At 60.6% G+C, this 22,596-nt stretch carries 14 protein-coding genes; 11 read left to right on the top strand and 3 right to left on the bottom strand.

Annotated features, from left to right (window positions below; translation table 11 throughout):
* The 8 genes from Q1A59_RS11150 to Q1A59_RS11115 form a co-directional block, all read left to right on the top strand.
* Nucleotides 1-318, top strand: a 318-nt coding sequence (locus Q1A59_RS11150) for an SAM-dependent methyltransferase (RefSeq protein WP_299644978.1), incomplete at its 5' end; no start/stop codon positions are given.
* The gene (gene cobM / locus Q1A59_RS11145) at nucleotides 315-1,124 is read left to right on the top strand and encodes a precorrin-4 C(11)-methyltransferase (protein ID WP_298406435.1); all 810 of its coding nucleotides are present in this window, start codon (nucleotides 315-317) and stop codon (nucleotides 1,122-1,124) included. The genes Q1A59_RS11150 and cobM, both read left to right, overlap by 4 nt.
* A 118-nt stretch (nucleotides 1,125-1,242) precedes the next feature.
* Nucleotides 1,243-3,585 (top strand): precorrin-3B C(17)-methyltransferase, encoded by a 2,343-nt coding sequence (gene cobJ, locus Q1A59_RS11140; protein ID WP_298406436.1) that lies wholly within the window; start codon nucleotides 1,243-1,245, stop codon nucleotides 3,583-3,585.
* A 72-nt stretch (nucleotides 3,586-3,657) separates the two neighbouring features.
* Nucleotides 3,658-4,437 carry a uroporphyrinogen-III C-methyltransferase gene (gene cobA, locus Q1A59_RS11135; protein ID WP_298406438.1) on the top strand — a complete coding sequence of 260 codons (780 nt, stop codon included), beginning with the start codon at nucleotides 3,658-3,660 and terminating at the stop codon, nucleotides 4,435-4,437.
* Between the two features lie 126 nt (nucleotides 4,438-4,563).
* Nucleotides 4,564-5,985, top strand: a complete 1,422-nt coding sequence (locus tag Q1A59_RS11130; RefSeq protein WP_299644977.1) for a cobyrinate a,c-diamide synthase — start codon at nucleotides 4,564-4,566, stop codon at nucleotides 5,983-5,985.
* Between the two features lie 133 nt (nucleotides 5,986-6,118).
* Nucleotides 6,119-6,670 (top strand): bifunctional adenosylcobinamide kinase/adenosylcobinamide-phosphate guanylyltransferase, encoded by a 552-nt coding sequence (gene cobU / locus Q1A59_RS11125; RefSeq protein ID WP_298406442.1) that lies wholly within the window; start codon nucleotides 6,119-6,121, stop codon nucleotides 6,668-6,670.
* Complete coding sequence (locus Q1A59_RS11120) at nucleotides 6,652-7,719, top strand: histidinol-phosphate transaminase (RefSeq protein WP_298406444.1); 1,068 nt, start codon at nucleotides 6,652-6,654, stop codon at nucleotides 7,717-7,719. The genes cobU and Q1A59_RS11120 overlap by 19 nt, the downstream gene beginning before the upstream one ends.
* 183 nt (nucleotides 7,720-7,902) lie before the next feature.
* Nucleotides 7,903-9,378 carry a cobyric acid synthase gene (locus tag Q1A59_RS11115; RefSeq protein WP_298406447.1) on the top strand — a complete coding sequence of 492 codons (1,476 nt, stop codon included), beginning with the start codon at nucleotides 7,903-7,905 and terminating at the stop codon, nucleotides 9,376-9,378.
* Here Q1A59_RS11115 and Q1A59_RS11110 read toward each other — a convergent pair.
* From Q1A59_RS11110 to Q1A59_RS11100, 3 genes are all read right to left on the bottom strand, one after another.
* Entirely contained in the window at nucleotides 9,370-10,377 is a 1,008-nt protein-coding gene (locus Q1A59_RS11110) for a M48 family metallopeptidase (protein ID WP_298406448.1), read from the bottom strand. The genes Q1A59_RS11115 and Q1A59_RS11110 overlap by 9 nt on opposite strands.
* 27 nt (nucleotides 10,378-10,404) lie before the next feature.
* Nucleotides 10,405-11,823, bottom strand: coding sequence for a hypothetical protein (locus tag Q1A59_RS11105; protein ID WP_299644976.1), 1,419 nt, complete (start codon nucleotides 11,821-11,823; stop codon nucleotides 10,405-10,407).
* Nucleotides 11,824-12,065: 242 nt separating this feature from the next.
* A complete protein-coding gene (locus Q1A59_RS11100) occupies nucleotides 12,066-15,725 on the bottom strand; it encodes an SDR family NAD(P)-dependent oxidoreductase (protein WP_298406450.1) in 3,660 nt (1,219 codons plus the stop codon).
* Between the two features lie 291 nt (nucleotides 15,726-16,016).
* Here Q1A59_RS11100 and Q1A59_RS11095 point away from each other — a divergent pair, with 291 nt between their 5' ends.
* The 3 genes from Q1A59_RS11095 to Q1A59_RS11085 are packed head-to-tail and all read left to right on the top strand — an operon-like array spanning nucleotide 16,017 to nucleotide 22,368.
* Nucleotides 16,017-17,357, top strand: coding sequence for a cytochrome P450 (locus Q1A59_RS11095; protein WP_299644975.1), 1,341 nt, complete (start codon nucleotides 16,017-16,019; stop codon nucleotides 17,355-17,357).
* Between the two features lie 56 nt (nucleotides 17,358-17,413).
* On the top strand, nucleotides 17,414-18,400 hold the full coding sequence (locus Q1A59_RS11090) for a folate-binding protein YgfZ (RefSeq protein WP_299644974.1): 987 nt from the start codon (nucleotides 17,414-17,416) through the stop codon (nucleotides 18,398-18,400).
* Nucleotides 18,397-22,368 (top strand): GAF domain-containing protein, encoded by a 3,972-nt coding sequence (locus tag Q1A59_RS11085; RefSeq protein WP_299644973.1) that lies wholly within the window; start codon nucleotides 18,397-18,399, stop codon nucleotides 22,366-22,368. The genes Q1A59_RS11090 and Q1A59_RS11085 overlap by 4 nt, the downstream gene beginning before the upstream one ends.
* Nucleotides 22,369-22,596 lie beyond the last annotated feature (228 nt).

Genomic DNA, 22,596 nt, shown 5'->3' with positions numbered 1-22,596 from the left:
GCCGCTGCCGCCGCCGCTGGCGTGCCGCTCGCTATGGCCGATGAGCGGCTGATTGTGCTGCCGGCCAGCTACGAGACTGATGCTGCCGCCTTGCAACGTCTGCTCGCCGAGTTTGCTACGGTGGTGTTGATGAAGGCCGGTGCTGCAGTGCCGTCCATTCGCACAGCGCTTGAACAACTCGGTCTCCTTGACCACGCCCTCTATGCCGAGAGAGTGGGACTAGAGGGCGAATTTATTACTCGCGACCTGCGAACACTCGATCCGCAGCATCGCCCGTACTTGTCGCTCGTTATTGTTCGCCGCGGAGAAGTGCTATGACCTACCCTGCCGTTCCCGGAACTGTCTATTTTGTGGGGGCTGGCCCCGGCGCGCCTGATCTGATTACCGTGCGCGGGCGTGATCTATTGGCCCAAGCCAATCTGATCCTTTACGCCGATAGTCTGGTTGACGCGGCCTTGCCTGCGGCTTACGCTCAGCCTGATGCGCGGATTGTTGGCTCGGTCGAGATGCATCTCGATCAGATTGTCACGTTGATGCGGGAAGCGGTGCGGGCCGGGCAGGTGGTGGTACGGCTGCACAGTGGTGATCCGGCGCTGTATGGCGCGATCCACGAGCAGATGGCTGCACTCGACGAAGCCGGCATTCCGTATGAGGTCGTTCCCGGCGTGACTGCCGCCTTCGCGCTCGCGGCCCGTCTCGGCGTCGAGCTGACTGTACCCGAATTGGTACAAACGATTATCCTCACCCGTCCCGCCGGACGCACGCCGTTGCCCGAGCGCGAGCAGCTTTCCCGGCTGGCGGCGCACGGCGCGTCGCTAGCGATTTACCTCGGCATTACCCGGATTCAGCAAGTGGTTGAAGACTTGCTGGCCGGCGGTGCCTACACGCCGGATACGCCGGTGGTAGTGGCGTATCGGGTGACGTGGCCGGATGAAGAGATTATGTACGGCACGCTCGGCGACATTGCCGCCAAGGTCAAAGCGGCTGGCTTTACCCGGCAGGCGCTGATTTTGGTAAGTCCGGCGCTCGATCCGGCGCACAAACGCACCGATCGTCCAACCAGTCGGCTCTACGATCCAACCTACAGCCATCGCTTGCGCCGGCGGGTGCTGGATGAGTCGTAAGCCGACGCTGCCGAGTGAGCAATGAAGTGATGGGGCCTATGTGTAGAAAAATTGACATAAATTTGCTGTCTAGCATTCTAGCACTCTTTGCCCGCTGTGTGATGGATCCGAGGCTCCTATGACCAACATCGCGATCATCGCTATGACCCGTGCCGGAGTAGCACTAGCCCAACGCATCGCTGCCGAGCTGCCAGCAACAGTGTGGGTGCCGGCCCGCTTTGCTATGGCAGTGCCGGCTGCGCGTGCCTATGCAACGGCGGCACAAGCGGTGCAAGCAGTGTGGACGGCGACGCAGGCCATCGTTTTCATCGGTTCTACCGGTATCGCCGTGCGCTCGATTGCGCCGCTATTGCGCAACAAGACAGTTGACCCGGCGGTGGTTTGTCTTGACGAGGAAGGTCGGTTTGCAGTACCCCTTGTCGGCGGTCATCGTGCCGGTGCGAATGAACTGGCCCGTCGCCTTGCCGTTATGACCGGCGGTCAAGCTGTGCTGACTACGGCTAGCGATACGCAAGGGTTGCCGGCGCTCGATCTGATCGGACGCAAGCGAGGTTGGCGAATCGCCGCTGGTTCGGCGATCACGCACGTGATGGCTTGTTTGGTGAATGGTGATCCTGTTGGGGTTTGGGTTGATCCTGATCTGCCAACAGCACGTGAACTGCTCGTGACCGAACTCGCTGCTGCGCCGATGGTCGAATGGGTAAGTGAACCGACTGAACTCACTGCTGAGCGTTTTGCCGCTGTGATATTGGTCTCGCATCGTCGGTTGGATGGGCTGTGGGCCGAGCTGCGCGATAAGGGGTTACGGTATGTGCCGCCGGTGTTGGTCGTAGGCATTGGCTGCCGACGAGATGTACCGGTTGATGAGTTAACCGCTGCGTTGGCGACCACCTTGGCCGAAGCCGATCTGTTACCCGAATGCGTTGCTACCATTGCGACCGCCGAACTCAAAGCGACCGAGCCGGGAATTATCGCACTCGCCACGCAGCTTGGCGTCCCGCTGGCAGTCATTTCTACCGAGCAATTGCACGCGCTTGATCCCGCTGCCTTCAGTCCCAGCGCCGCCAGCCGCTTCGAGTTACCGGGGGTAGCCGAGCCGTGCGCGGTGGTAGCGGCGCATGGGCCATTGCTCGTGCCGAAGCGGTCATTTGCTCGCTGCACCGTTGCGGTAGCGTTACAGACATCAGCCGTCTATCCCTGCGACTCACCGTCGCCGACCGGCCAACTGATGCTGGTCAGCATCGGGCCGGGCGATCTTGTTCACCTCACTGAAGCGGCCCGGCAGGCGTTGATACAGGCCGAAGTAGTGACCGGCTACGGTCGCTATATCGATCTCATCCGTCCGTTGCTGCGACCCGACCAGGAAGTCATCGTCACCCCGGCGATGGGTGACGAGATGGGGCGGGCGCGAGCTGCTATCGAATTGGCGCGGGCTGGCCGGCGGGTGGCACTGGTTAGCAGTGGCGACATCGGCATCTACGCAATGGCGGCACCGGTCTTTGAGGCACTCAGTGCCGAAGGCTGGAATGGCCGTGATCCACGGGTGGAGGTTATCCCCGGTGTGAGCGCATTTCAAGCTTTGGCTGCTCGGCTCGGTGCACCGGTCAATCACGATCTCTGCCTGATCAGCCTTAGCGACTTGCTCACGCCGTGGCCGCTGATCGAGCGTCGGTTGCGCGCCGCCGCTCAAGCCGATTTTGTCATTGCGCTCTACAATCCGCGCTCACAAGGGCGCAACTGGCAATTGGCGGCGGCTCTTGCCATCGTGCGTGAGCATCGTTCGCCCCATACACCGGTTGCCTTTGGTCGCCAAGTCAGCCGCGCTGACGAACAGATGACGCTGACCACCTTGGCCGAGGCCGATCCGGCGCAGGCCGATATGCTGACCGTGGTGCTGATCGGGAATAGTCAGAGTTTCACACTAGCCGGTCATCTCGTCACGCCACGCGGCTACACGAGCCGTGCGGTGGCGTCAACGCCGGTCGCAACGGAGGTTGCGACAAGTGAATATCCGATTGTCTTGACCAAACCGGCCCAGTTACCGACGGTCGTAGTCGGTGGCGGCCCCGTCGGCGAGCGGAAAGTACGCAGTCTGCTTGACGCTGGCTTTCCGGTGCGTCTCATTAGTCCGACGGCAACGACGCAACTAGCAGCATGGGCTAGCGCGGGCCGCTTAGTCTGGGAACAGCGTGAGTACCGTGCTGGCGACCTTACCGGTGCGCGGCTCGTCTTCGCCGCCACCAATGATCGCGCTGTCAATGCTCGCATTGCCGCGGCGGCCAGCGTTGCCGGCGCGCTTTGCAACGTCGCCGATGATCCCAACGGCGGCGATTTCCATGTGCCGGCGGTGCATCGCAGTGGCGGTCTCACGGTCGCAGTGAGCAGCCATGGGGCTGCGCCAAGCCGCGCAGTTGCAATACGTGATGCAATTGCCGAGTGGTTCATGGCAAAGCTCACATGAAAAGCCGATGATTACGATGCTGCCCAAACGATGTTGCATACAATGTGCCTTCCACAATAACCGGAGAAGAGTATGACCGGCAAAGCCTATCTCGTCGGCGCCGGCCCCGGTCGCGCCGATCTCATCACTGTGCGCGGTTTGGCCGTGCTGCGCCAAGCTGATGCTGTCCTCTACGACCGCCTAATCGCGGCGAGCCTGCTTGACGAAGCGCCGCCCCACGCCGAACGGATCTTTGTCGGCAAGCGGCCCGGCCACCACACCGTTCGCCAAGACGGTATCACCGAGACACTGGTTCGCCTTGTGCGTGCCGGCTTGCAGGTTGTGCGGTTGAAAGGCGGCGATCCCAGTGTCTTTGCCCATCTTGCCGAAGAGGCAACTGCGCTAGCCACTGCTGGCTTACCGTTCGAGATCGTACCCGGTGTCTCAGCCGCTCTGGCAGTACCGCTCCATGCCGGCATCCCGCTCACGTGGCGCGGCGTCGCCTCGGCATTTACCGTCGTCTCTGGTCACGAAGCCACCCCGCAGGGGTGCAGCGGGATCAGTTGGGCGTTGTTGGCTGCGTCGCCGACTCTCGTGGTGCTAATGGCGCTCGAACGGCTGGCGCGAGTGTGTGCTTACCTGATCGACGCTGGCCGTAATCCAGAGACGCCAGCAGCATTGATCAGCCGCGGGGCGAGCGCCGATCAGCGTGTCTTGCGGGCGACGCTTGCTGCCTTGCCGGCCCGCCAACAAGCGGCGCAGTTGCCGCCTCCCGCTGTGCTGGTAGTTGGTGAAGTGGCGGCGTTAGCCGATACGTTGGCGTGGTATGACCCGACCCACTACCCTGCCGAGCTGATGCTGTGGGATGAATAACCAAAGGCGCAAAGATGTTGGATATAGAGGGATAAGCATGCTTAGCAATCAACAATATATCGCTTAGCCTACCTTGCGCCTTTGCGTTGGAACTCTTTGCGTCCTTGGCGCAGTAAGGAAGGTTGTATGCACCTACCACGCCTCTTACTCGCCGCACCGATGAGCGGCAGCGGAAAGACGACTATCACCGCCGGCCTGATCGCCGCCTTGCGCCGGCGCGGTCTACGCATTGCGCCGTTTAAATGCGGCCCTGATTACATTGATCCGGGCTACCACGCCCTTGCCGCTGGGCAACCTTGCTATAACCTCGACTCGTGGCTGATCCCGCCTGACCAAATTGCCGGCGTGCTGGCCCGTCGCAGCGTCGAGGCCGATCTGGCTGTGATCGAAGGGGTGATGGGATTGTTTGACGGCTATGCTGGCACTGACGACACCGGTAGCAGTGCCCACATTGCCCGTCTCACCGCGACACCGGTGATCATTGTGCTCGATGCACGGGCAATGGCACGCACTGCTGCCGCGCTGATCGCCGGTCTGTACGACTTCGACCGGCGAGTCCATATTGGTGGCGTGATCCTCAATCGGGTTGGCAGCCCACGTCATGCTGCGCTCATCCGCGATGCCGTTGAGCAGACGGTAGGAGTGCCGGTGTTGGGTTATGTGCCGCGTCATGATGCACTCACCTTACCCGAACGCCATCTTGGGTTGGTACCGGTAGCCGAACCGGGCCGCTGGCAAGAGTGGCTGTCTGAGGCGGCGGCGCAGGTTGAGCAGACGATTGACCTTGATCGGTTGCTGGCTGTGGCCCATACCGCGCCGCCGTTGCCTGCCCCCGCGCCGCCAACGCTTGCGCCAGTGAGCGCGGCGCGACCGGTGATCGCCATTGCCCGCGATGAGGCGTTTAATTTCATCTATCCCGATAATCTCGATCTGTTGCAGGCTGCTGGAGCGGAACTCGCTTTTTTTAGCCCGCTCCACGATACCGCCTTGCCGGCAGGGACGGCGGCGATCTACTTGTGCGGCGGTTTTCCTGAACTGTTTGCCGATCAACTGAGCGCTAATCAGGCGATGCTAGCCGCTATCCGGGAAGCAGCGGCTGCCGGGATGCCGATCTATGCCGAGTGCGGCGGCTTGATGTATCTGACCGAGACATTGATCGATCAGTACGGCCAAGCCTTTGCGATGGCCGGCGTGTTGCCCGGCTATTCGCGCATGACGCCGCGCCTTACTCTCGGCTATCGCACCATCGCCGCCCAAGCCGAGACGTGGCTGTGGCGCACTGGCGAAACGGTGCGCGGCCACGAGTTTCACTATTCGGTCTGGGAAGCGCGGCCAACCGACCTGCCGCCGCTTTACGCTTGCCTGCCTGATGCGCTGCGTCCGCAAGTGGTTAACGAAGGTGTGGTAATCGGGCAGGTATTGGCATCATATATTCACATGCACTTTCTGTCCTGTCCGCACGCCGCTGAACGTTTTGTCGTTGCTGCACAAGCGTTTGTAAAAGATCAAACGCAAGGGGTTCTAGCGCAAAGACGCAAAGTGCGCTAAGGACGCAAAGCTCTATGGTTGATTGCTACGCATGCTTATCCCTCATATTCAATGTCTTTGCGCCTTCGCACCCTCGAGTTTACGATATGCCCTTATGTCCTCTGCGCCGGTATATGCGCGAAAGGAATGCGCTATGAGCACGGTTGTTCTCTTTACCGGCGGCGCGCGGAGTGGCAAAAGCCGGTGCGCCGAACGCTACGCGGCGCGCTTGAGCGAGCAGGTGGTGTATGTCGCAACCGCTGCCGCGGGCGACGACGAGATGCGTGATCGGATTGCCCATCATCGCGCCCGCCGCCCGCCAACGTGGTCTACGCGCGAAGCGCCGGCCAATGTCGCCGCTGTCCTCGCCGATCTGCCGGCGGGATCGGTAGTGTTGCTCGATTGTTTGTCGTTGCTGGTAAGTAATCTTTTGCTGGCTAATGAATCTGATCCTGAGCCGGCTATCAATCGTGAACTCGCTGATCTGCTGGCGATGGTTGCCCAGCGCGACCTGATGCTGATTGCCGTCACCAATGAAGTTGGCATGGGGATTGTGCCCGCTTATCCGCTCGGACGGCAGTACCGCGATCTGCTCGGTCTGGCTAATCAGCGCGTCGCCGCCGCCGCCGCTGAGGTCTATCTCGTCGTCTGCGGCATTCCGGTCGAGCTGCGCGCACTGGAGGCAGCATGGAACCGCACCCCGTAACGCATGGCGCGCTCGATGAGGCCGAGTTGGCAACCCTCGGTCTACGCGCCGATCAAGTCATCGATTTCAGCAGCAACATCAATCCCTTTGGCCCGCCTCGCGCAGTCTTGGCCGCCCTGCGCACACTCGATCCGGCGCCGTACCCCGACCGGAGTTGTCTGCGGTTACGGCAGCAGATAGCCATGCATCATCGTTGTCAACCCGACGCAGTGCTGGTAGGGAATGGTGCGAACGAACTGATCCATCTGGCGGCGCGGGCTTTGGGTGTGCCGGGAGCAACTGCGCTGGTGATTGCGCCGGCCTATGGCGAGTATGCCCACGCTTGCCGGCTGGTCGGGATGCAGGTGGTTGAAGTGCGCAGTACGGCTGCGACCCAGTTTCAACCTAATCCGGCGGCGCTGCTTGTAGCTATTGAACGGCTCCAGCCGCACTTGCTGTGGCTCTGCTCGCCCAACAACCCAACCGGTGTGCAAGTGGCGACCGCGACTATTGTTGAGCTGGCCCACGCTTGTGCCCGGCACGGCGGTTGGTTGATCCTCGACCGGGCCTATCTGTCGCTGTTGCGCGATCATACTGGTCACGATCCGCTCGATAATAACGCGCCGGCCAATCTGATCCGCATCTATTCGCTTACCAAGAGCTATGCGGTGGCCGGTTTGCGTATCGGCTACTTGATTGCCGATCCTGAGCCGGTCAGCGCGATTGTCCGTTTCCAACCGGCGTGGAGCGTGAGTAGCGCGGCGCAGGCGGCAGCATTGGCAATGTTGGCCGACACCGATTTTTTGCCAACGACGTTACCGCGCCTGTGGTCTGCCAGCGATGAATTGGCCCACGGTTTGCATCAGCTTGGTTTGACTGTGTGGCGCTCAGAGATGCCGTTTATGCTGGTGCAATGCGCCGATGCGGCGTTCACCCGTCGCCGGCTTCTAGCACGCGGTTGCGTCGTGCGTGATTGCACCTCGTTCGGCTTATCGGAGTGGGTGCGCGTCGCCCCGCGCCGCCCGGAAGATAATGCGCGGTTGGTGACAGCGTGGCGCGAGATTGGGTGAAAGGATGGGAAACGCGAAGACGTAAAGAATGTTAAACGCAAAGATGCAAAGACGTAGAAATGGCTACTATCAGCGGGCTGAGCAACCAACCACATCCAACGTTACGTCCTTTGCGCCCTTCGCGCCTTGGCGGTTTTCGTCCCTTTGCGTCTTTTGCGTTCCAAGTCTTGGAGGAAAGCGATAATGCCTGCACCTGTCTTGATGGTGGTCGGTACTGCCTCGTCGGTTGGTAAGAGTACGCTCGTTGCTGCACTCTGCCGGTTGGCCGCTCGTCGCGGGTTGCGGGTGGCCCCGTTCAAAGCCCAAAACATGAGCAACAACGCCGCCGTAACCGCCGATGGTGGCGAGATCGCGCGCAGTACGGCGGTGCAAGCCGCTGCTGCCGGCATTGCCCCGACGGTGGCGATGAATCCGATTTTGATCAAGCCAGAAGGTCAACGCCGGAGCCAGATTATCGTCGAGGGCAAGCCGTGGCAGACCCTCGCTGCCACTGATTTTTGGCAACGCAAGGTACTACTATGGTCGGTTGTCACCCGCAATCTCGACGCACTACGCGCCGAGTACGACCTGATCATCGCTGAAGGGGCCGGCAGTCCGGTTGAGTTGAACCTCAAGGCGGGCGATATTGTGAATATGCGGGTAGCACTCTATGCCCAAGCGCGCACGGTATTAGTCGGCGACATTGATCGCGGTGGCATCTTTGCCCAATTGCTCGGCACGTTGATGTTGCTTGAACCAGATGAGCGCGCCTTACTTAAGGGGTTGATCGTCAACCGCTTCCGCGGCGATCCGGCTTTATTTGCCGATGGTGTGCGCATACTGGAAGAGCGCAGTGGTTTGCCGGTGCTCGGAGTGGTGCCGTGGTGCGAAGACCTTGGCTTACCTGAAGAGGATGCGGTGGCACTTGAGCAGGTGCCGCCGGTTGCACCGCGTGGTCTGACGATTGCCGTCATCCGCTTGCCGGCCATCGCCAATTTCGACGACTTCGACCCGCTGGCCCGCGAGCCGGGGGTGACGGTGCGCTACATTGATCACCCATCTCAATTAGCTGGCGCTGCGGCAGTAATTCTGCCCGGCACCAAACACACGCTCGCCGCCCGGCGCTGGTTGCGCGAACGTGGGTTTGACGCGGCGCTGCGCCAGTTTGCCGGCGCGGTGGTGGGCATCTGCGGCGGCTACCAACTGCTCGGCGAGCGCATCAGCGATCCGTTGGCAGTCGAGGGAGCCGGCGGCGACGAAGAGGGCCTCGGTTTGTTGCCGGTTGAAACCGTCTTTGCCCCTGACAAACAGACCACCCAAACCGTGGCGAAGGCGCAGGTGGAGTGGGCCGGCGTAGCCGAACTGCACGGTTACGAAATCCACATGGGCCGCAGCCGCCGGCTGGGGGCGGCGCAACCGCTGCTGAGCATTGTCCGGCGCGGTGCGGTGCCCGCCGCTGACGATGATGGTTGCCGTAGCGCCGATGGCCGAGTGTGGGGCTGCTATCTGCACGGCCTATTTGCCAACGACGAGTTTCGGCGGGGATGGTTGCGGCAGTTAGGCTGGCAACCGGCTGCTCATCCTCTGCCCCCAACCGACCCACTCGACCGGCTGGCCGATCAGGTTGCGGTGGCATTGGGTGAATCGGTGCTCAATCGATTATTCACCATTTCACCGTAACAGCCAGCCCTCGTCGCCGGCCCACAACCGTACCGGTGCGCGATTGGCTGGCAGATCGAACAGCACCGGCACGCTGCGTAAACCGCTTTGTGGCCCAAAAGCGTCTTCGAGTGCCAAATCGCCGTACAACCCGCGCCCAAACTGGTCGAGATACTGGCGCGAAGCGTCCGACAAGGGGGTGTAGCGTTGCCCGATCTCATCTTCCACTGCGAAGAGGGTAGTGGGCAAGACCCGCTCGACCGGTGCTTCATTACTTACCGCCAACAACGCAATCAGGAAGCGACCGGCGGGCCGGATGGCGCCAAGTTCACTATCAATCATCACCACATCCTCACGCCGCAACAGCCCGATCTGCCACTGGTCGTAAGTGATCAGTTGCCCCAACGCGCGTGTATGCAGTTCCGGCGTCGAAGTAGGCAACGGTGAAGGGGTTGGCGGCGGTAGTGAGGGTGCCGGCACGACCGGCGTCATCACGACAATCTCCGTCGGCAATGGCGTCGGCAGCGGCCCAATCGCCGCCAGTGTGGGGGGGAGATTGGTGATGGGGAATTGGCTTGATGGCAGTGACGTAGCCGGTTGGCGCTGCCATAAGCTCATCGCCAGCAAGCCCGCAGCGATCAGCAAGAGCATTGCCGGCAGGAGCCATCCCAACCGGCGCTGATGCGGCTGGCGTTCAGTGCGCTGTTGAGCCGGGGCCAGCCGCGGCGGCAGCTCCAGTTCAACCACTCCACCTTCCCCCTCCACGGCGAGGGAAGGTGGGAGGGTGGGGTGAATCTCTGTCTCTATGGGAAGAATGTTTTCAGCCCGGCGTAGCGCCTCATCACGTTCGGCGGCAGTCTCGGCGACACGGGCCAACCCGATCCACACCCGCCGCTCGTGTGGCGCGAGCCGGCTCAGGGCGCAAAAGATACGGCGCGCTGACACAACATCACCGCGACGCGCTGCCTGCGCGCCGCGGTGCAGCCATTGTTCAAGATCGAATGGTACCTCGTCCCCCACCTAGCCTCCGTGTCATCGCCGGCGCATTTACACCCGGCTCAGCACCAACCAGCCTTGATTAGGGTTGCTGCGGGCAAAGAAGACCAGATCGGTTGCGTCAGGCGCGACATCGAACAAGATAGCCACACTGCGCACAAACCCATCAGCAGGTATCGAGTCACTGTGGCTCAAATCTGCGTTGATGCCACGGATCACATACGCATCCGACGCATCGAGGCGTGGTGTCCACACTCGACCCTGTGCATCTTTTAGCACGAAGAAATCAAGCGGGAGCGGTTGGTCTTGACCAGTCGTATTACGCACGAACGCGAGCACTACCACGAAACGACCATTGTTTGGTGTGACGCCGTTGATCGCTCCGATAATCGGCGCAGCGTAAGTGGGCTGGTTAAAATCGTAGGCCCAGCCATTGCTGCTCAGTTCGGTGCCGGGGCTGACCAGATCGGGGTTTGCTTGGGCGGGATCAACTGCCGGTGGCGGTGGCGGCGCCGGTTCTGGTGTTGGCTCGACAGTTGCTGCGGGGGTTGGTTCCTCACTGGCAGCAGCCGTTGGCGTTGGTTCGCTTGCTGGCGGCGTTGTCGGCGCCAACGTTGACTCGGCAGTCGCCGCCATGCTGGTTGCTGCTTGGCTTGTCGCCTGTGCTGGCGGTACCGTCGCAGTACGGTTGCGCTGTGACAGGAAGATGAACCCAAGCCCGACACAACTTAACAGCAGCACGACGAGAAGGGCTATCGTCAGCGGCGTGAATCCGCGCTTCGCCGGTACCGTCTCTTCTTCCAGATCGTCATCGCGGCGCGGGGGTGGGCCGGAACGTCGGAACAGATTGCCGAAATTCAAGCCGCCGCCGCGCGCTGGCTTTGCCGGTTTGGCCGGCTTGCTGCTACTGCTCCCGCGTGCCCAACTAGTGCTGGGCCGGTTGGACCGGCTGGGTGGCGGCTCGCTCGAACGGCTCGAGCGTGAGGGGGCCGATGCTGGCGCTGGCGCGTCTTCGGCTGCGCTACCCAGCGTTGGCGCTGGCCGGGGAACGTCAGGATCACGCCGTACCGGGCCGGCGTCGGTCGCCATCACCTCTGAGAGGGCATCGAGTTGAGCAAAGGGATCGTCTTCGTCAAAGTCTGGCATTGCCGGTGCTGCCGGTGGTGGGGTGGCTGGTGCCGGCGGCGGCGTGGTTGGAGCGGCGGGTGGCGCTGCTGCGGGGTTGGGAGTGACACCCAACGCTTGCAACCCTTTCAACGCCATATCATTCTTGGGATCAAGGCGCAACACTTGCTCAAGTGCGGCCTGTCGCTCTTCCCGATCCTCTGCAACGCCGGCTAGCCAGAGCCACCCCTGAATATTCTCTGGATGTTCACGGGTCAGCAGGCGGAAGAGCTTTCGTGCTTCGTCCTTTTCCCCTTTACGCGCGGCCTCAACGCCAAGCTGCAAGATGCTTTCGGGATCCGCCATGACCTATCCTTCCTTTTACTCCCGCCTGAAGGCAGCGATCAGGATTCTGCGATAATCGCGCCTATTCTAGCATGGATACTAGCAACGGTCAACACTTTTTGGTGTTAATTTCGCACGCATACGCGCTAGATACCGTACATAGCTGTTAAAAGTGCAAAGAGTTTTTCCCGATCTAAGCAGAGAGAGACGTTGCATTGCAACGTCTCTCCATCGTGCAAGTTAACGGGCCTTGGTTGCCTTGCTCACACCGTAATCGCCCGCCCGCGGTGAATCCGTCCGGCGTAGCGCGTGTCGGCTTCAGGCGGCAATGGCGCTGTGACCAGCAACACCGCTTGGATAAAGCGTTCCAGCTCTTGCTGGCGTTCGCGCGGATCGCGCGGCTCTTCGGCCCGCGCCCGCCGGGTCAAATCAACCTGATTAATCAAAATTCGCTGGGCCGTGCGTTCGCTTTCGACACCGATGGTAGCGGTGAAAGCGTGCAGCGTGGTTTTGACAAAGTTGGCCAGCGCGAATTGTTCGGTGGTCGAGGTCGCAGTCGTTTCTGGCGTCACCAGAGCGAGACTGGCCCCATCGCTGAGCGCGATCTTGCGTGCCACTCGGAAGTGATGGGTGAGCTGGTGTTCGCACAGCTCGGCAAAATCGGTCTCGCTCAGCACCGTACTCCAGTCGCTGTCTTTGCGGCCCACCAGCGGCGCAGTCGGCAGTGGGCGGAAGGGGGTGCAGACTACCGGCCCCGGCCGGCCATAGTTAGCAATCGCCTGATCGATCGCGGCTTCGATCTGATCGCCGGCGACGATGATCGGCAGGCGGCCGGCTTCAACGTGATCGTGCAACAGATGGCGCATCGTCTCCGCGCCAGCTTCGGTCTCGACGATCATCACCACCTGTCGCGCGCCGTACCGTTCGAGATAAGCGCGGGCCAACAGGTTGAGATGCTCGGTGAGGTGTTCGCCAATCAGATACACGGTTGCGCCAACCAGCTCGGCCAGCCGTTCTGGCGCCGGCAAGCCGAACAGTTCGCCGCCGGTGGGGGTGCGCTCGTAGCGCAGGCCGCCCGATGGGTGGAACGTTTCGCCGCTAACGTTGCGGTCGGCGAGGTAGTAGACCGTCGCCATCGCCACGTCGAACTCGGTCGGCATGCGTTGCAGGTAGAGCATGCCCATAATGCCATCGCGCACCTTACGCGCCTCGCGGTCGATTTGGGCGCGGGTAAAGAAGGGATCGGGCGGGGCCGGCAGATTGGCGAAGATGTCGGCAGGTAACTGATAACCGCCGTTAATCAAACGTGCCAGCAGTTTGGCCGCGATCGAGCGGTTGAGCAAGGCGCTGCTCGACGAAGCCGCCGGGTCGCCCTCGCTGCGCAGCCGTTTAGCCAGTTCGCGTAGCTCAGCCGGCGCAGCCGGGTGCTGTTCGAGCGCCGCGACATCGTTCGGCAAGAGCAGCTCTACAAGCTCGCGCATCGGGCGCGTGTCGGTGCGCGCAGCAGCAATCAAGGCGGCGTGCAGATCATTGAGTCGCTTGTTCTCCAAAATCAGCCGTGCTCGCCGGGCAAACAGGCCGGGCCGCTCGCCGGTGCCGCGCAAGCGATCACCCTCGACCGGCCCCGGCGCGATCGCATTGATCTGCACCTCTGGGCCGAGGAAGCGGGCAAAGACCTCGGCCATAGCCCGTTGGCCGGCCTTCGAGACGGCATAATCCGAGCGGTTGGGGTACGGGATAGCAGCGTCCTTTTCGCCGCCGAAATATGATGACACGTTAAGGACGTAGCCGCTACCCTGCTTCTTCATCAACGGGGCGAGCTTGCGCATCAGCGAATAGTTGCTGATCAGGTTGGCGTAGAGGGTATTGCGCCAGCCTTCGACCGGCATATCGATCGCCATCTCTTCCACCCCGGCGATTCCGGCATTGTTGATCAGATAATCAACGGTACCAAAGGCGGCCAACGTTCGTTCAACCAGATCTACCAGTTGCGCTTCGCTGCTGACATCACAGCCGGGCGCGATCTGCACCCGCTCTTCCACGTCGGTATAGCCGACTTCGGCCAGTTCGGCCCGGATTGTGGCCTGTATCTGTTCAAGCTTATGGCGATCGCGCGCCGCTAACATCACCCGCGCCCCGCTCAGCGCCAACAGCCGCCCGATCTGGCCGCCAATGCCGGCGCTGCCGCCGGTAATTAACGCCACTTTGCCCAGATGCAGACCAATTAAGCTCTCGGCCCAACCGACTGCAGCGCTACGCGCGCCGGTCGTAGCACTGATATTGGCGGGAATCGTCAGCGTGATCTCGTTGATCTGGCGCTGGCTATGCAACAACTGGGCCGTCCACGCGCAGGCGAACTCAAGCCCTTCGAGGCTGCGGTTGTTAAAGCGCACGATCTGGTTGGCCCACACTGCCGGCAAGACATGCTCGCCATGGGCGACCGCTCGCTCGTAGTCGAGCGCCGCTTCGTGCCGCCACACCCGGATCAATTGCTCGATCGCGGCGCATTGGATGCGACCATAGGCATTGCCACCCGCATCTGCTCCATTTGAGAGGAAGATTACCCGTGGGCCGCGTGCTCGCGCTCCCGGCGTCAGGCGCTGGGTCTGCCAGTAGTGTGCCAAGCGGCTGGCAATCACGATTGAGCCAACAATTTCGTTGGCAAGGAAGTTCATCACGGGGCCGTCATCAACCTCGATCACCTGCGTGGCCGGTTCGCGACTGGACGCGGGTAGAATGACGGCTGCATGAATACCGCCCGTGTTCTCGCCAGCCCAATCAAAGATGGCATCAATTGTCGATGGATCGCGCGGATCGAGTGGCAAGGCAATCGGCGGCGTAAAGGCATCGCCGGCCAAACGCCGGCTCTCGCTGACCGCCTGCTCGAACTGCTCAATCGCGGCTTCCGAGCGGAAGCCGATAATGACTTCACTGCCGCACGTGCGCAGCATGCCAGTCAGTGCCATCACTTCTTCAATCTGATCGCCGGCACAGATCAGCGTCGTGCGCCCGCTGGCATCAATCGTGCGCAGATCGGTGCGAGCCAGCAAGCTGGTCTCGCTACTGGCCGGCAACTCCATGCCGTGCGTTACCTCAATCGTCTCGCCGGTCAGCGCCGCAGCTTCGTCGCTGGCAAGAAAGATCGCTGCATCGGTGACATCGCCAATGGTGGGGAACCGGCGTTCAAGCTGGCCGTGATCATCAGCCCGGTAGAGCCGCATGGTGGCAAAAAACTGGTTGGCCGTATCGCCTTCCGGACGGCCTTTTAACTCATCCATGCGTTGGAACACTGTGCGGATCCGTTCGCTCTCAATTGGACCGGGGAGGATGGTGTTGACCCGAATCCCGCGGGCGCCGAGTTCGCGCGCCGCGATCTGGGTCAGAGTATTAAGCGCCGCTTTAGGTGCAACGTATGGGATGCGCCCGTAGTATTCGGCGCGTGAAAAGATGGTCGAAATGTTAATAATCACACCGCCAGCCGGAATGTGCGGCGCAGCGATGCGCATCAGATGCCATCCCATTCCCAGTAAGTTCGCGACGCTTTCGGGCAACGTCTCGTCGGCGCCGGGACCAAGATCGGCGGCTGTGAGTGGAATCTCGGCCAACCGCCGCTGCGCGCCAGCGCTGCCGGCATTGTTGACCAGAATGTCGATCCGACCGTGCCGGCCAATAATGGCCTCGATGCCGGCTCGCACCGCTTCCGGATCACCGCCATCCATCACTTCGAGATCGATCCGTTTCGCAGGCACGCCTGCTTCAGCGCGCATCCGGTCGGCTAGCGCTGCGAGCTTGGCGCTGTTGCGACCACTAATGACGACGGTTGCACCCTCGGCCAGAAATCGCCGAGTCATCTCACTGCCAATGTTGCCGGCTCCTCCGGTAATTAGCGCAATCTTTCCTGCCAGTCGTCCTGTCACGCTCATGCATTCCCCCATCGCCAACGGTTCATCGTTGCTGTATTGTTGAAACTTCACCGATGGGTATAGTATAACATGGCGTTGTTCTAAATTTCACGCATGGTTGACGCTTTGCAGCATAAAGTTTATATCATTTTGCAATGGGCATTATGCAAGAGATAGGTAACTCATTGTCGCTATGCCCCTCAACGTGGTATGATAATTGGCTACGGCACATTCATAGATGAGCATGGATCCCGCCTCTGCATGTGGCGAGCCGTTATGAGGCAACGGCTCTAACCCTCTTTGGAGGTCGCAATGGCCCGTTTTCCTTCCCCTCGCGCAATTCATACGCTTCAGCAATTCCGCCGCGATCCGCTCACGTTACTGGCTGATCTGGCAATGCGCGGCGATGTGGTGCCGTTTCGCGCCGGGCCGCAAGCTATGCTGTTGGTCAATCATCCGACGTTCATCCGCGAGGTGTTGGTGACGCACAATCGTGCCTTTGTCAAGGGGCGGGTGTTAGAGCGGGCGAAACGGTTGCTGGGTGAAGGCTTGCTGACCAGCGAGGGAGCGGTGCATCTCCGCCAGCGCCGGTTGATCCAGCCGGCGTTTCATCGCCAGCGTATCGCTGCCTATGGCGAAGCGATGGTGGTGGCGGCTGAAGCACGCAGCGCGCGCTGGCACGACGGCGCTAGGCTGGATATGAGCCGCGAGCTGCAGGCGATCACGCTGCGCGTCGTTGGCGAAACGCTCTTTTCCGCCAATACCGAAGCCGACGCTGCCGAGGTCTTTGCCGCAATGCATGATCTGGTGGCGATGTTCGATCTGGCGGTGCTGCCGCTCGCCGATTGGTTGATGAGGCTGCCTTTACCGCCGGTGCGCCGGTTTCAAGCGGCCAAAGCCCGGCTCGATGCAATTATCTACCGGATCATTGCCGAACGCCGCGCCAACCCGGTCGATCGCGGTGATCTACTTTCAATGCTGCTGATGGCGGTCGATCACGAGGGTGATGGCTACCGCATGACCGACACCCAGTTGCGTGATGAGCTGTTGACTATCTTTCTCGCCGGTCACGAAACGACGGCCAACGCCTTGGCATGGGCCTTGTATCTGCTGGCGCAGCATCCTGCGATTGCTGCCGCAGTGGCGGCCGAACTCGACACCGTGCTTGGCGATCGCTTACCAACTGTGGCCGACCTACCTGCGCTGCGCTACACCGAGTGGTTGTTCGCCGAGGCGCTGCGGCTCTACCCGCCGGCATGGCTGATCGGGCGGCGCGCCATCACGCTGGTGACGATTGGCGAGGTGCGGGTCGCACCGAATACGATTGTTCTGATGAGTCCGTGGCTGATGCATCACGATCCACGCTTCTTTCCCGATCCTTACCGGTGCGATCCGTTGCGCCATACCCCGGAGGCGCAGGCGGCGCGCCCTAAATTCGCCTTCTTCCCGTTTGGCGGCGGGCCGCGCAACTGTATCGGCGAGCCGTTTGCATGGATGGAGGGGGTGTTGGTACTGGCAACGCTGGCCCGGCGCTGGCGCTTTGAGCCGGTGCCTGAGCATCCGATCACATTGCAAACCGGCATTACCTTGCGCCCGCGCTACGGGATGCCGTTGCGACTGCGGTTGATTCAGCCAACCGCAAGCAGTACATGATACAATGGAGTGTGATCACCATTTTCAATGATGATACAGATAGCATGAGAGCTGCTATGAATGAGGCAGTAACGTCGAGCTACGAGGCGGTATATGCCGGCGCCGTAGCCATTGATGAGTCAGACCGGGGCCGGCTGTGGATGCGGGGCCGTGATCGGGCCTCGTTGCTGCACCGGCTTTCGACCAACCATATCGAGCGGTTGCAAGCTGGCCAAGGCACGTTGACCGTGCTGACCACGCCAATCGGGCGGATGATCGATCTGTTGCGTGTTTATGCGCTGCCTGATGCTTTCCTGTTAGAGACCGGTCCTCGCCATGGGACGCCGGTTCTCCGCCATCTGCGCAAGAATATCTTTTTTAACGATCAGGTGACGGTAGCCGATGCCGGCGCTGAGTTGGGCCAGATCGGCGTGTATGGGCCGCAGGCCGGCCAGATTATACAGGCATTGGGCTTGCCTGCAGATATGCCGCGCTACGGCATCGCCAGCGGTGAGTGGAATGAAGCGCAGGTGTTAGTGGCGCGCTGTGAGCCGCTTGGCGGCGACGGCTATACGCTCTATCCGTCGGCAGTGTATACTGCGGCTCTGCTGGCGGCCTGCCAAGCGGCGGGCGCAATAATGCTTGATGCAGATACGTTTGACATCGTGCGGGTTGAACACGGCTATCCGAGCTTTGGACGCGAAATCACCCTCGACTACATCCCGCTCGAAGCCGATCTCTGGCGAGCGGTGAGTTTTCAAAAGGGTTGTTACGTCGGCCAAGAGATTATCGCGCGCATGGAGAGTCGCGGGCGGATTGCGAAACAGTTGCGCGGCTTACGATTGCCGGCTGCCCCCCAATCCCTGCCGGCAAAGGTCATCGTTGATGGCAAAGAGATTGGCGATCTGACCAGCGTGGTCCGCTCACCGCGCCACGGCTGGATCGGGTTGGCCTACCTGCGGAGCGCCTACGCTGAACCCGATGTCACTGTGTTTGTCGATGATCAACCGGCCATTGTTTGTCGCCTACCATTTACCGCCACAGCACAGGTTTACGACCAATGACTCGCACGGCCCGCCGTCGCCAATTGATCGGTGATCTCGAACGCCAGCGCGATGCGCTGCGACGCCAGCAAGAGCGTGATCAACAGATTTTGGCGGCTCTGTATGCGATTGGGTTGGCTGCGCGTAGCCGCCCGTCGCTGCGCGTGATCTTTGAAACAATTGTGCATGAATTGCACACAGTGTTCGATTTTGACGCCTGTTACCTTGCCTTTTGCGATGAACGGCCTGAACGGTTCAAAGCCGCGCTCTTGTATGATGAAGGTCAGATTGATTTTCTGGAAAACCGCGAATATGGCTACCTGACCGGCATGATCGTGCGCCGGCGCGAACCGATGCTCTTCCGCGATCTGTTGGTCGAGCGCGATCCTAGTTTGCCGCCGGTACCCTTTGGCAATACCGCCAAACTCTCGCGCTCGTGGATCGGCGTGCCGCTGATGATTAGCGAGGCGGTGGTCGGTGTTATCTCGCTGCAAAGTTATCAGCCAAACCTCTACACCCACGAGACGCTCGAACTGTTGCAACGGATTGCCAATGTGATCGCATTGGCGCTTGAGAACGCAGTGCTGGTTGAAGATCAGGAACGGCTGAGCCGTACATTGACAGCGCAACTAGCGGCACGGCGCGAAGAACTCGCTGCGCTGAGTGCGCTGGCTTCGACGCTGGTCGATCCGCGCTTACTCGATGAATTGCTCGATCAGGCGCTAGCGATCGCGATGAGAACCTTGCACTTCGAGGCCGGCAATGTGCGCCTGCTCGACTCCACCGGCACCCTCTTGGTCTTGCGCGCGCAGCGCGGATTTAGCACAGAATATATTGAGCAAACCCGGCAAATTCCGCTTGAAATCAGCCCGCTGCGCGAGGTGGTTACGCAGATGCAGCCGCGGATCGTGAGCCGTGAATGGTACGCTCAGTATGATCCGGCCACGTTTCCGCTCCATCTCTTTCCCCGCTTTGAATCGACGATTAACTTGCCGCTGGTAGTAGGCCGGCATGTATTGGGAACCTTAAGCTTTTTTGGTTTTACACCGCGTGAGATTGCGCCGCACGAGCTGGCGTTGGCCCAGTCGGTGGCGAATCAGATTGCGATCCTCGTCGAGCATAGCCGCTTGACCCAAGAGCGCGAACGCCAAATTGCCGAACTGCGTGCGATGCGTGAAATTAGTCTGGCGGCTTCAACGACCCAAACGGCCCGTGATCTCTTGCAACGCACCGCGATCGAGTTACAGTCGTGCTTGGCGTTCGATGTCTTTTCGATGGTGATTTACGATCCAGAACGCCACCTGATTAGCGATGGCATTACGCTTGATGAAGGTCAACTCTACACCTATTGGATCAGTCAGCCGCCGCCGCCTCGGTCGCTGACGGCGCGGATTCTGCGCGAACGCCAGCCGATCTTCTTGCGCGATCTGCCAGTTGAAATCCGAGCTTGGGCTGATGTCGATAACGTGATCATTGGCACCGAGCGGGCCGCGCGGTCGTGGATGGGATGGCCACTGCTCGATCGCGATGGGCGCGCGATTGGTATGGTGAGCGTGCAGAGTTACCGTTCGCATGCCTTTACGCCGCGCGATATGGAATTTCTCGGTAATGTGGCGGCTCAATTAGCCTTGCACGTGCAGAATGTCACTTTGCTGGCGCAACGGGCGCGCCAGATTGCCGAGTTGCAGGCGATTAATCAGATCGGCACGCTGGTGGCCGCTTCATACGATCTGAACCGTATTCTGAATGAGACGCGCCAGATTGTGGTTGATCTGACCGCCGCCTCGGTCTTTTATTTGCTCCTCTGCGATCCGCACTCGCGTTTGGTGCGCTATGCCGTCTTTGTTGAGCATAATCGTTCGCTTGGTGATGAGCTGGTGGGACGGCGGACGCCGCCGGATTCATTGACCGATTGGCTGTTGACGCACCGGCAGCCGCTGCGCTTTGATGATTTGATGGCTGATCGTCAGCGGATTGACGAGATGGGGATCAAGCCTTATCCGATTGGCTCGGCCCACCTGATGCGGTCGTGGGTTGGTGTGACGATATTAGCTCACCATGAGGAAGCCATCGGCGTGATCGTGCTGCAAGATGAGCGTCCCTATCAGTACGATAACGGCACGATTGATTTTCTGGCCCAAATTGTGAGCTTGATAAGTCTGGCAGTGCAGAAGGTGCAGTTGTTTGAAGAGCGCGAGCGGCAGGCGCACGAGAATGCACGTCTCTTTGAGGCGGCGCAGGCGCACGCGGTTGCCGCCGAACAGCAAGCGGCCCGCATGGCGTTAGTCAACCGGATCGCTGGCCTACTCGCGGCTCGTCTCGACCAACAGGCGATTCTCGATATTGCTGCCCGCGAGTTGGTGCAGCTCTTCTGGGCCGATCATACTGGCTTGGTGCTGTTTCACGACGACGAGACCGGCGAAGTTGTGGCCGAATATCCGCCGACCGGTATTCTCGGCATGACGATCGATCTGCGCCACAATCTGTTGATTAAGTCGCTCTGCACCACCCGTCGTCCACAAATGATTACCGACATCGAAACCGATCCGCGTGCAATGATCTCTCGCGACCGTTGGCGTGAGATGGGGTTGCGCTCGCTCGTGGTTGTGCCGCTGATCAGCCGCGATCGGGTGTTTGGTTCGATCTCGTTTGACAGCTTTGGCGAACCGCGGTCATATTCTGAAGAAGAGTTAGATTTGATGATGACAGTGACGACCTCGGTTGCGACTGCCTATGAAAACGCGCTGCTCTTTGCCGCTGAGCAAGAACAGCGGCGCACGGCTGAGACGCTGCGCGAGGTGGCACGGGTGCTCAGTTCGAGTTTCGACCCTAATGAGGTATTGCAACTCGTGCTGGCCGAGTTGCGCAAAGTGATCAATTACGATACGGCCACGATCATGTTGATCGATGATCAAGTGTTGCGGATTGTGGCTGCCAGCGGTTGGCCACCTGAAGAGATGCCGCGCGGGAAGATTTTGCCGCTCGCAGGTAGTGGCGCTGGTCAGGTTGTGCGCGAGCGCCGGCCCATCTTGGTGGTGGCGCCGACCGATGGCACGATCTGGCCGCCCGGTGATATTGGTGAACGCATTTTGACATGGCTTGGCGTGCCGTTAATCTCTAAAGGGCGGGTGCTGGGGGTACTCAATATCGATTCGTATCGCCGGTATGCCTTTACCGAGCGAGGTCTCGATGTCGCGTTAGCGTTTGCTAATCACGCAGCGCTGGCAATCGAGAATGCGCAACTCTATCAAGAATCGGTGGCGCGAGTCGAACAAGAACTGGCAATTGCCCGCCAGATTCAATCGAATCTGTTCCCGCGTGAGCTGCCGGTGTGCCCCGGTCTCAGTGTGGCTGCCCGTTGTTTGCCGGCCCGCGAGACCGGTGGCGATTTCTACGATGTGATCGATCTTGGTTCGCGGATCGGGGTGATCGTTGGCGATGTGAGCGGCAAATCATTGCCGGCGGCGATGCTGATGGCTGTGGCTCGTTCGACAGCCCGTTCCGAGGCGCGCAATCACGAGTTGCCCCGTTTGGTGTTGGCCGAGACCAATCGCTGGCTGGTGGATGATGTGCCGCGTCATGCTTTTGTCGCCTTGGGGTATGCGTTGATCGATCCGATTGAACTGCGGTTGACGCTGGCTAATGCCGGCCAGTTAGCGCCTTTGTTACGCCATGCCGATGGCCGCACGACATTTCTCGAAACGGCTGGCGCGCTGCCATTAGGAGTGCAGCGCGATACCCGCTACAATCAGATCGAGTTGGTGCTTGCTCCCGGTGATACCGTCGTTTTCTATACCGATGGCATTGTCGAAGCGCAGAATGCCCAACGCGAATTGTTCGGGTTCGACCGGCTTGAACAATTGGTGTGCCATTGGGGCTATTTGCCGCCCGAGGCTCTGCTTGATCGCCTGTTGGCGGAAGTGCAAGCGTTTAGCGAAGGGCGAATGGTTCACGATGATATGACCCTCGTTGTAGTGCGGGTTGAGTAGGGGCATCGCGTTGCAATGCCCTGCACGGTGCAACCATTTCCCGCACCTATGTCGTTGTGAGCCGAGCGAAGCGAGGCACCCCCCGCGAGCACGGGACGGATCCGTCCCCAGCCCTTCGACTCTGGTGTGCCCTCGGCAATTCCCCGCGAGCACGGGACGGATGCCTAGCGATATTGTCTCCGCCTGAGTAGGCGATGGCTGCGGGCGCTACGCGCCCTCGCAATGACA

The organism is uncultured Chloroflexus sp. (assembly GCF_937951745.1).
Classification (GTDB): domain Bacteria; phylum Chloroflexota; class Chloroflexia; order Chloroflexales; family Chloroflexaceae; genus Chloroflexus.
The sequence above is the reverse complement of the archived record's forward strand: the minus strand, read 5'-3'. Positions and strand labels throughout refer to the sequence as shown.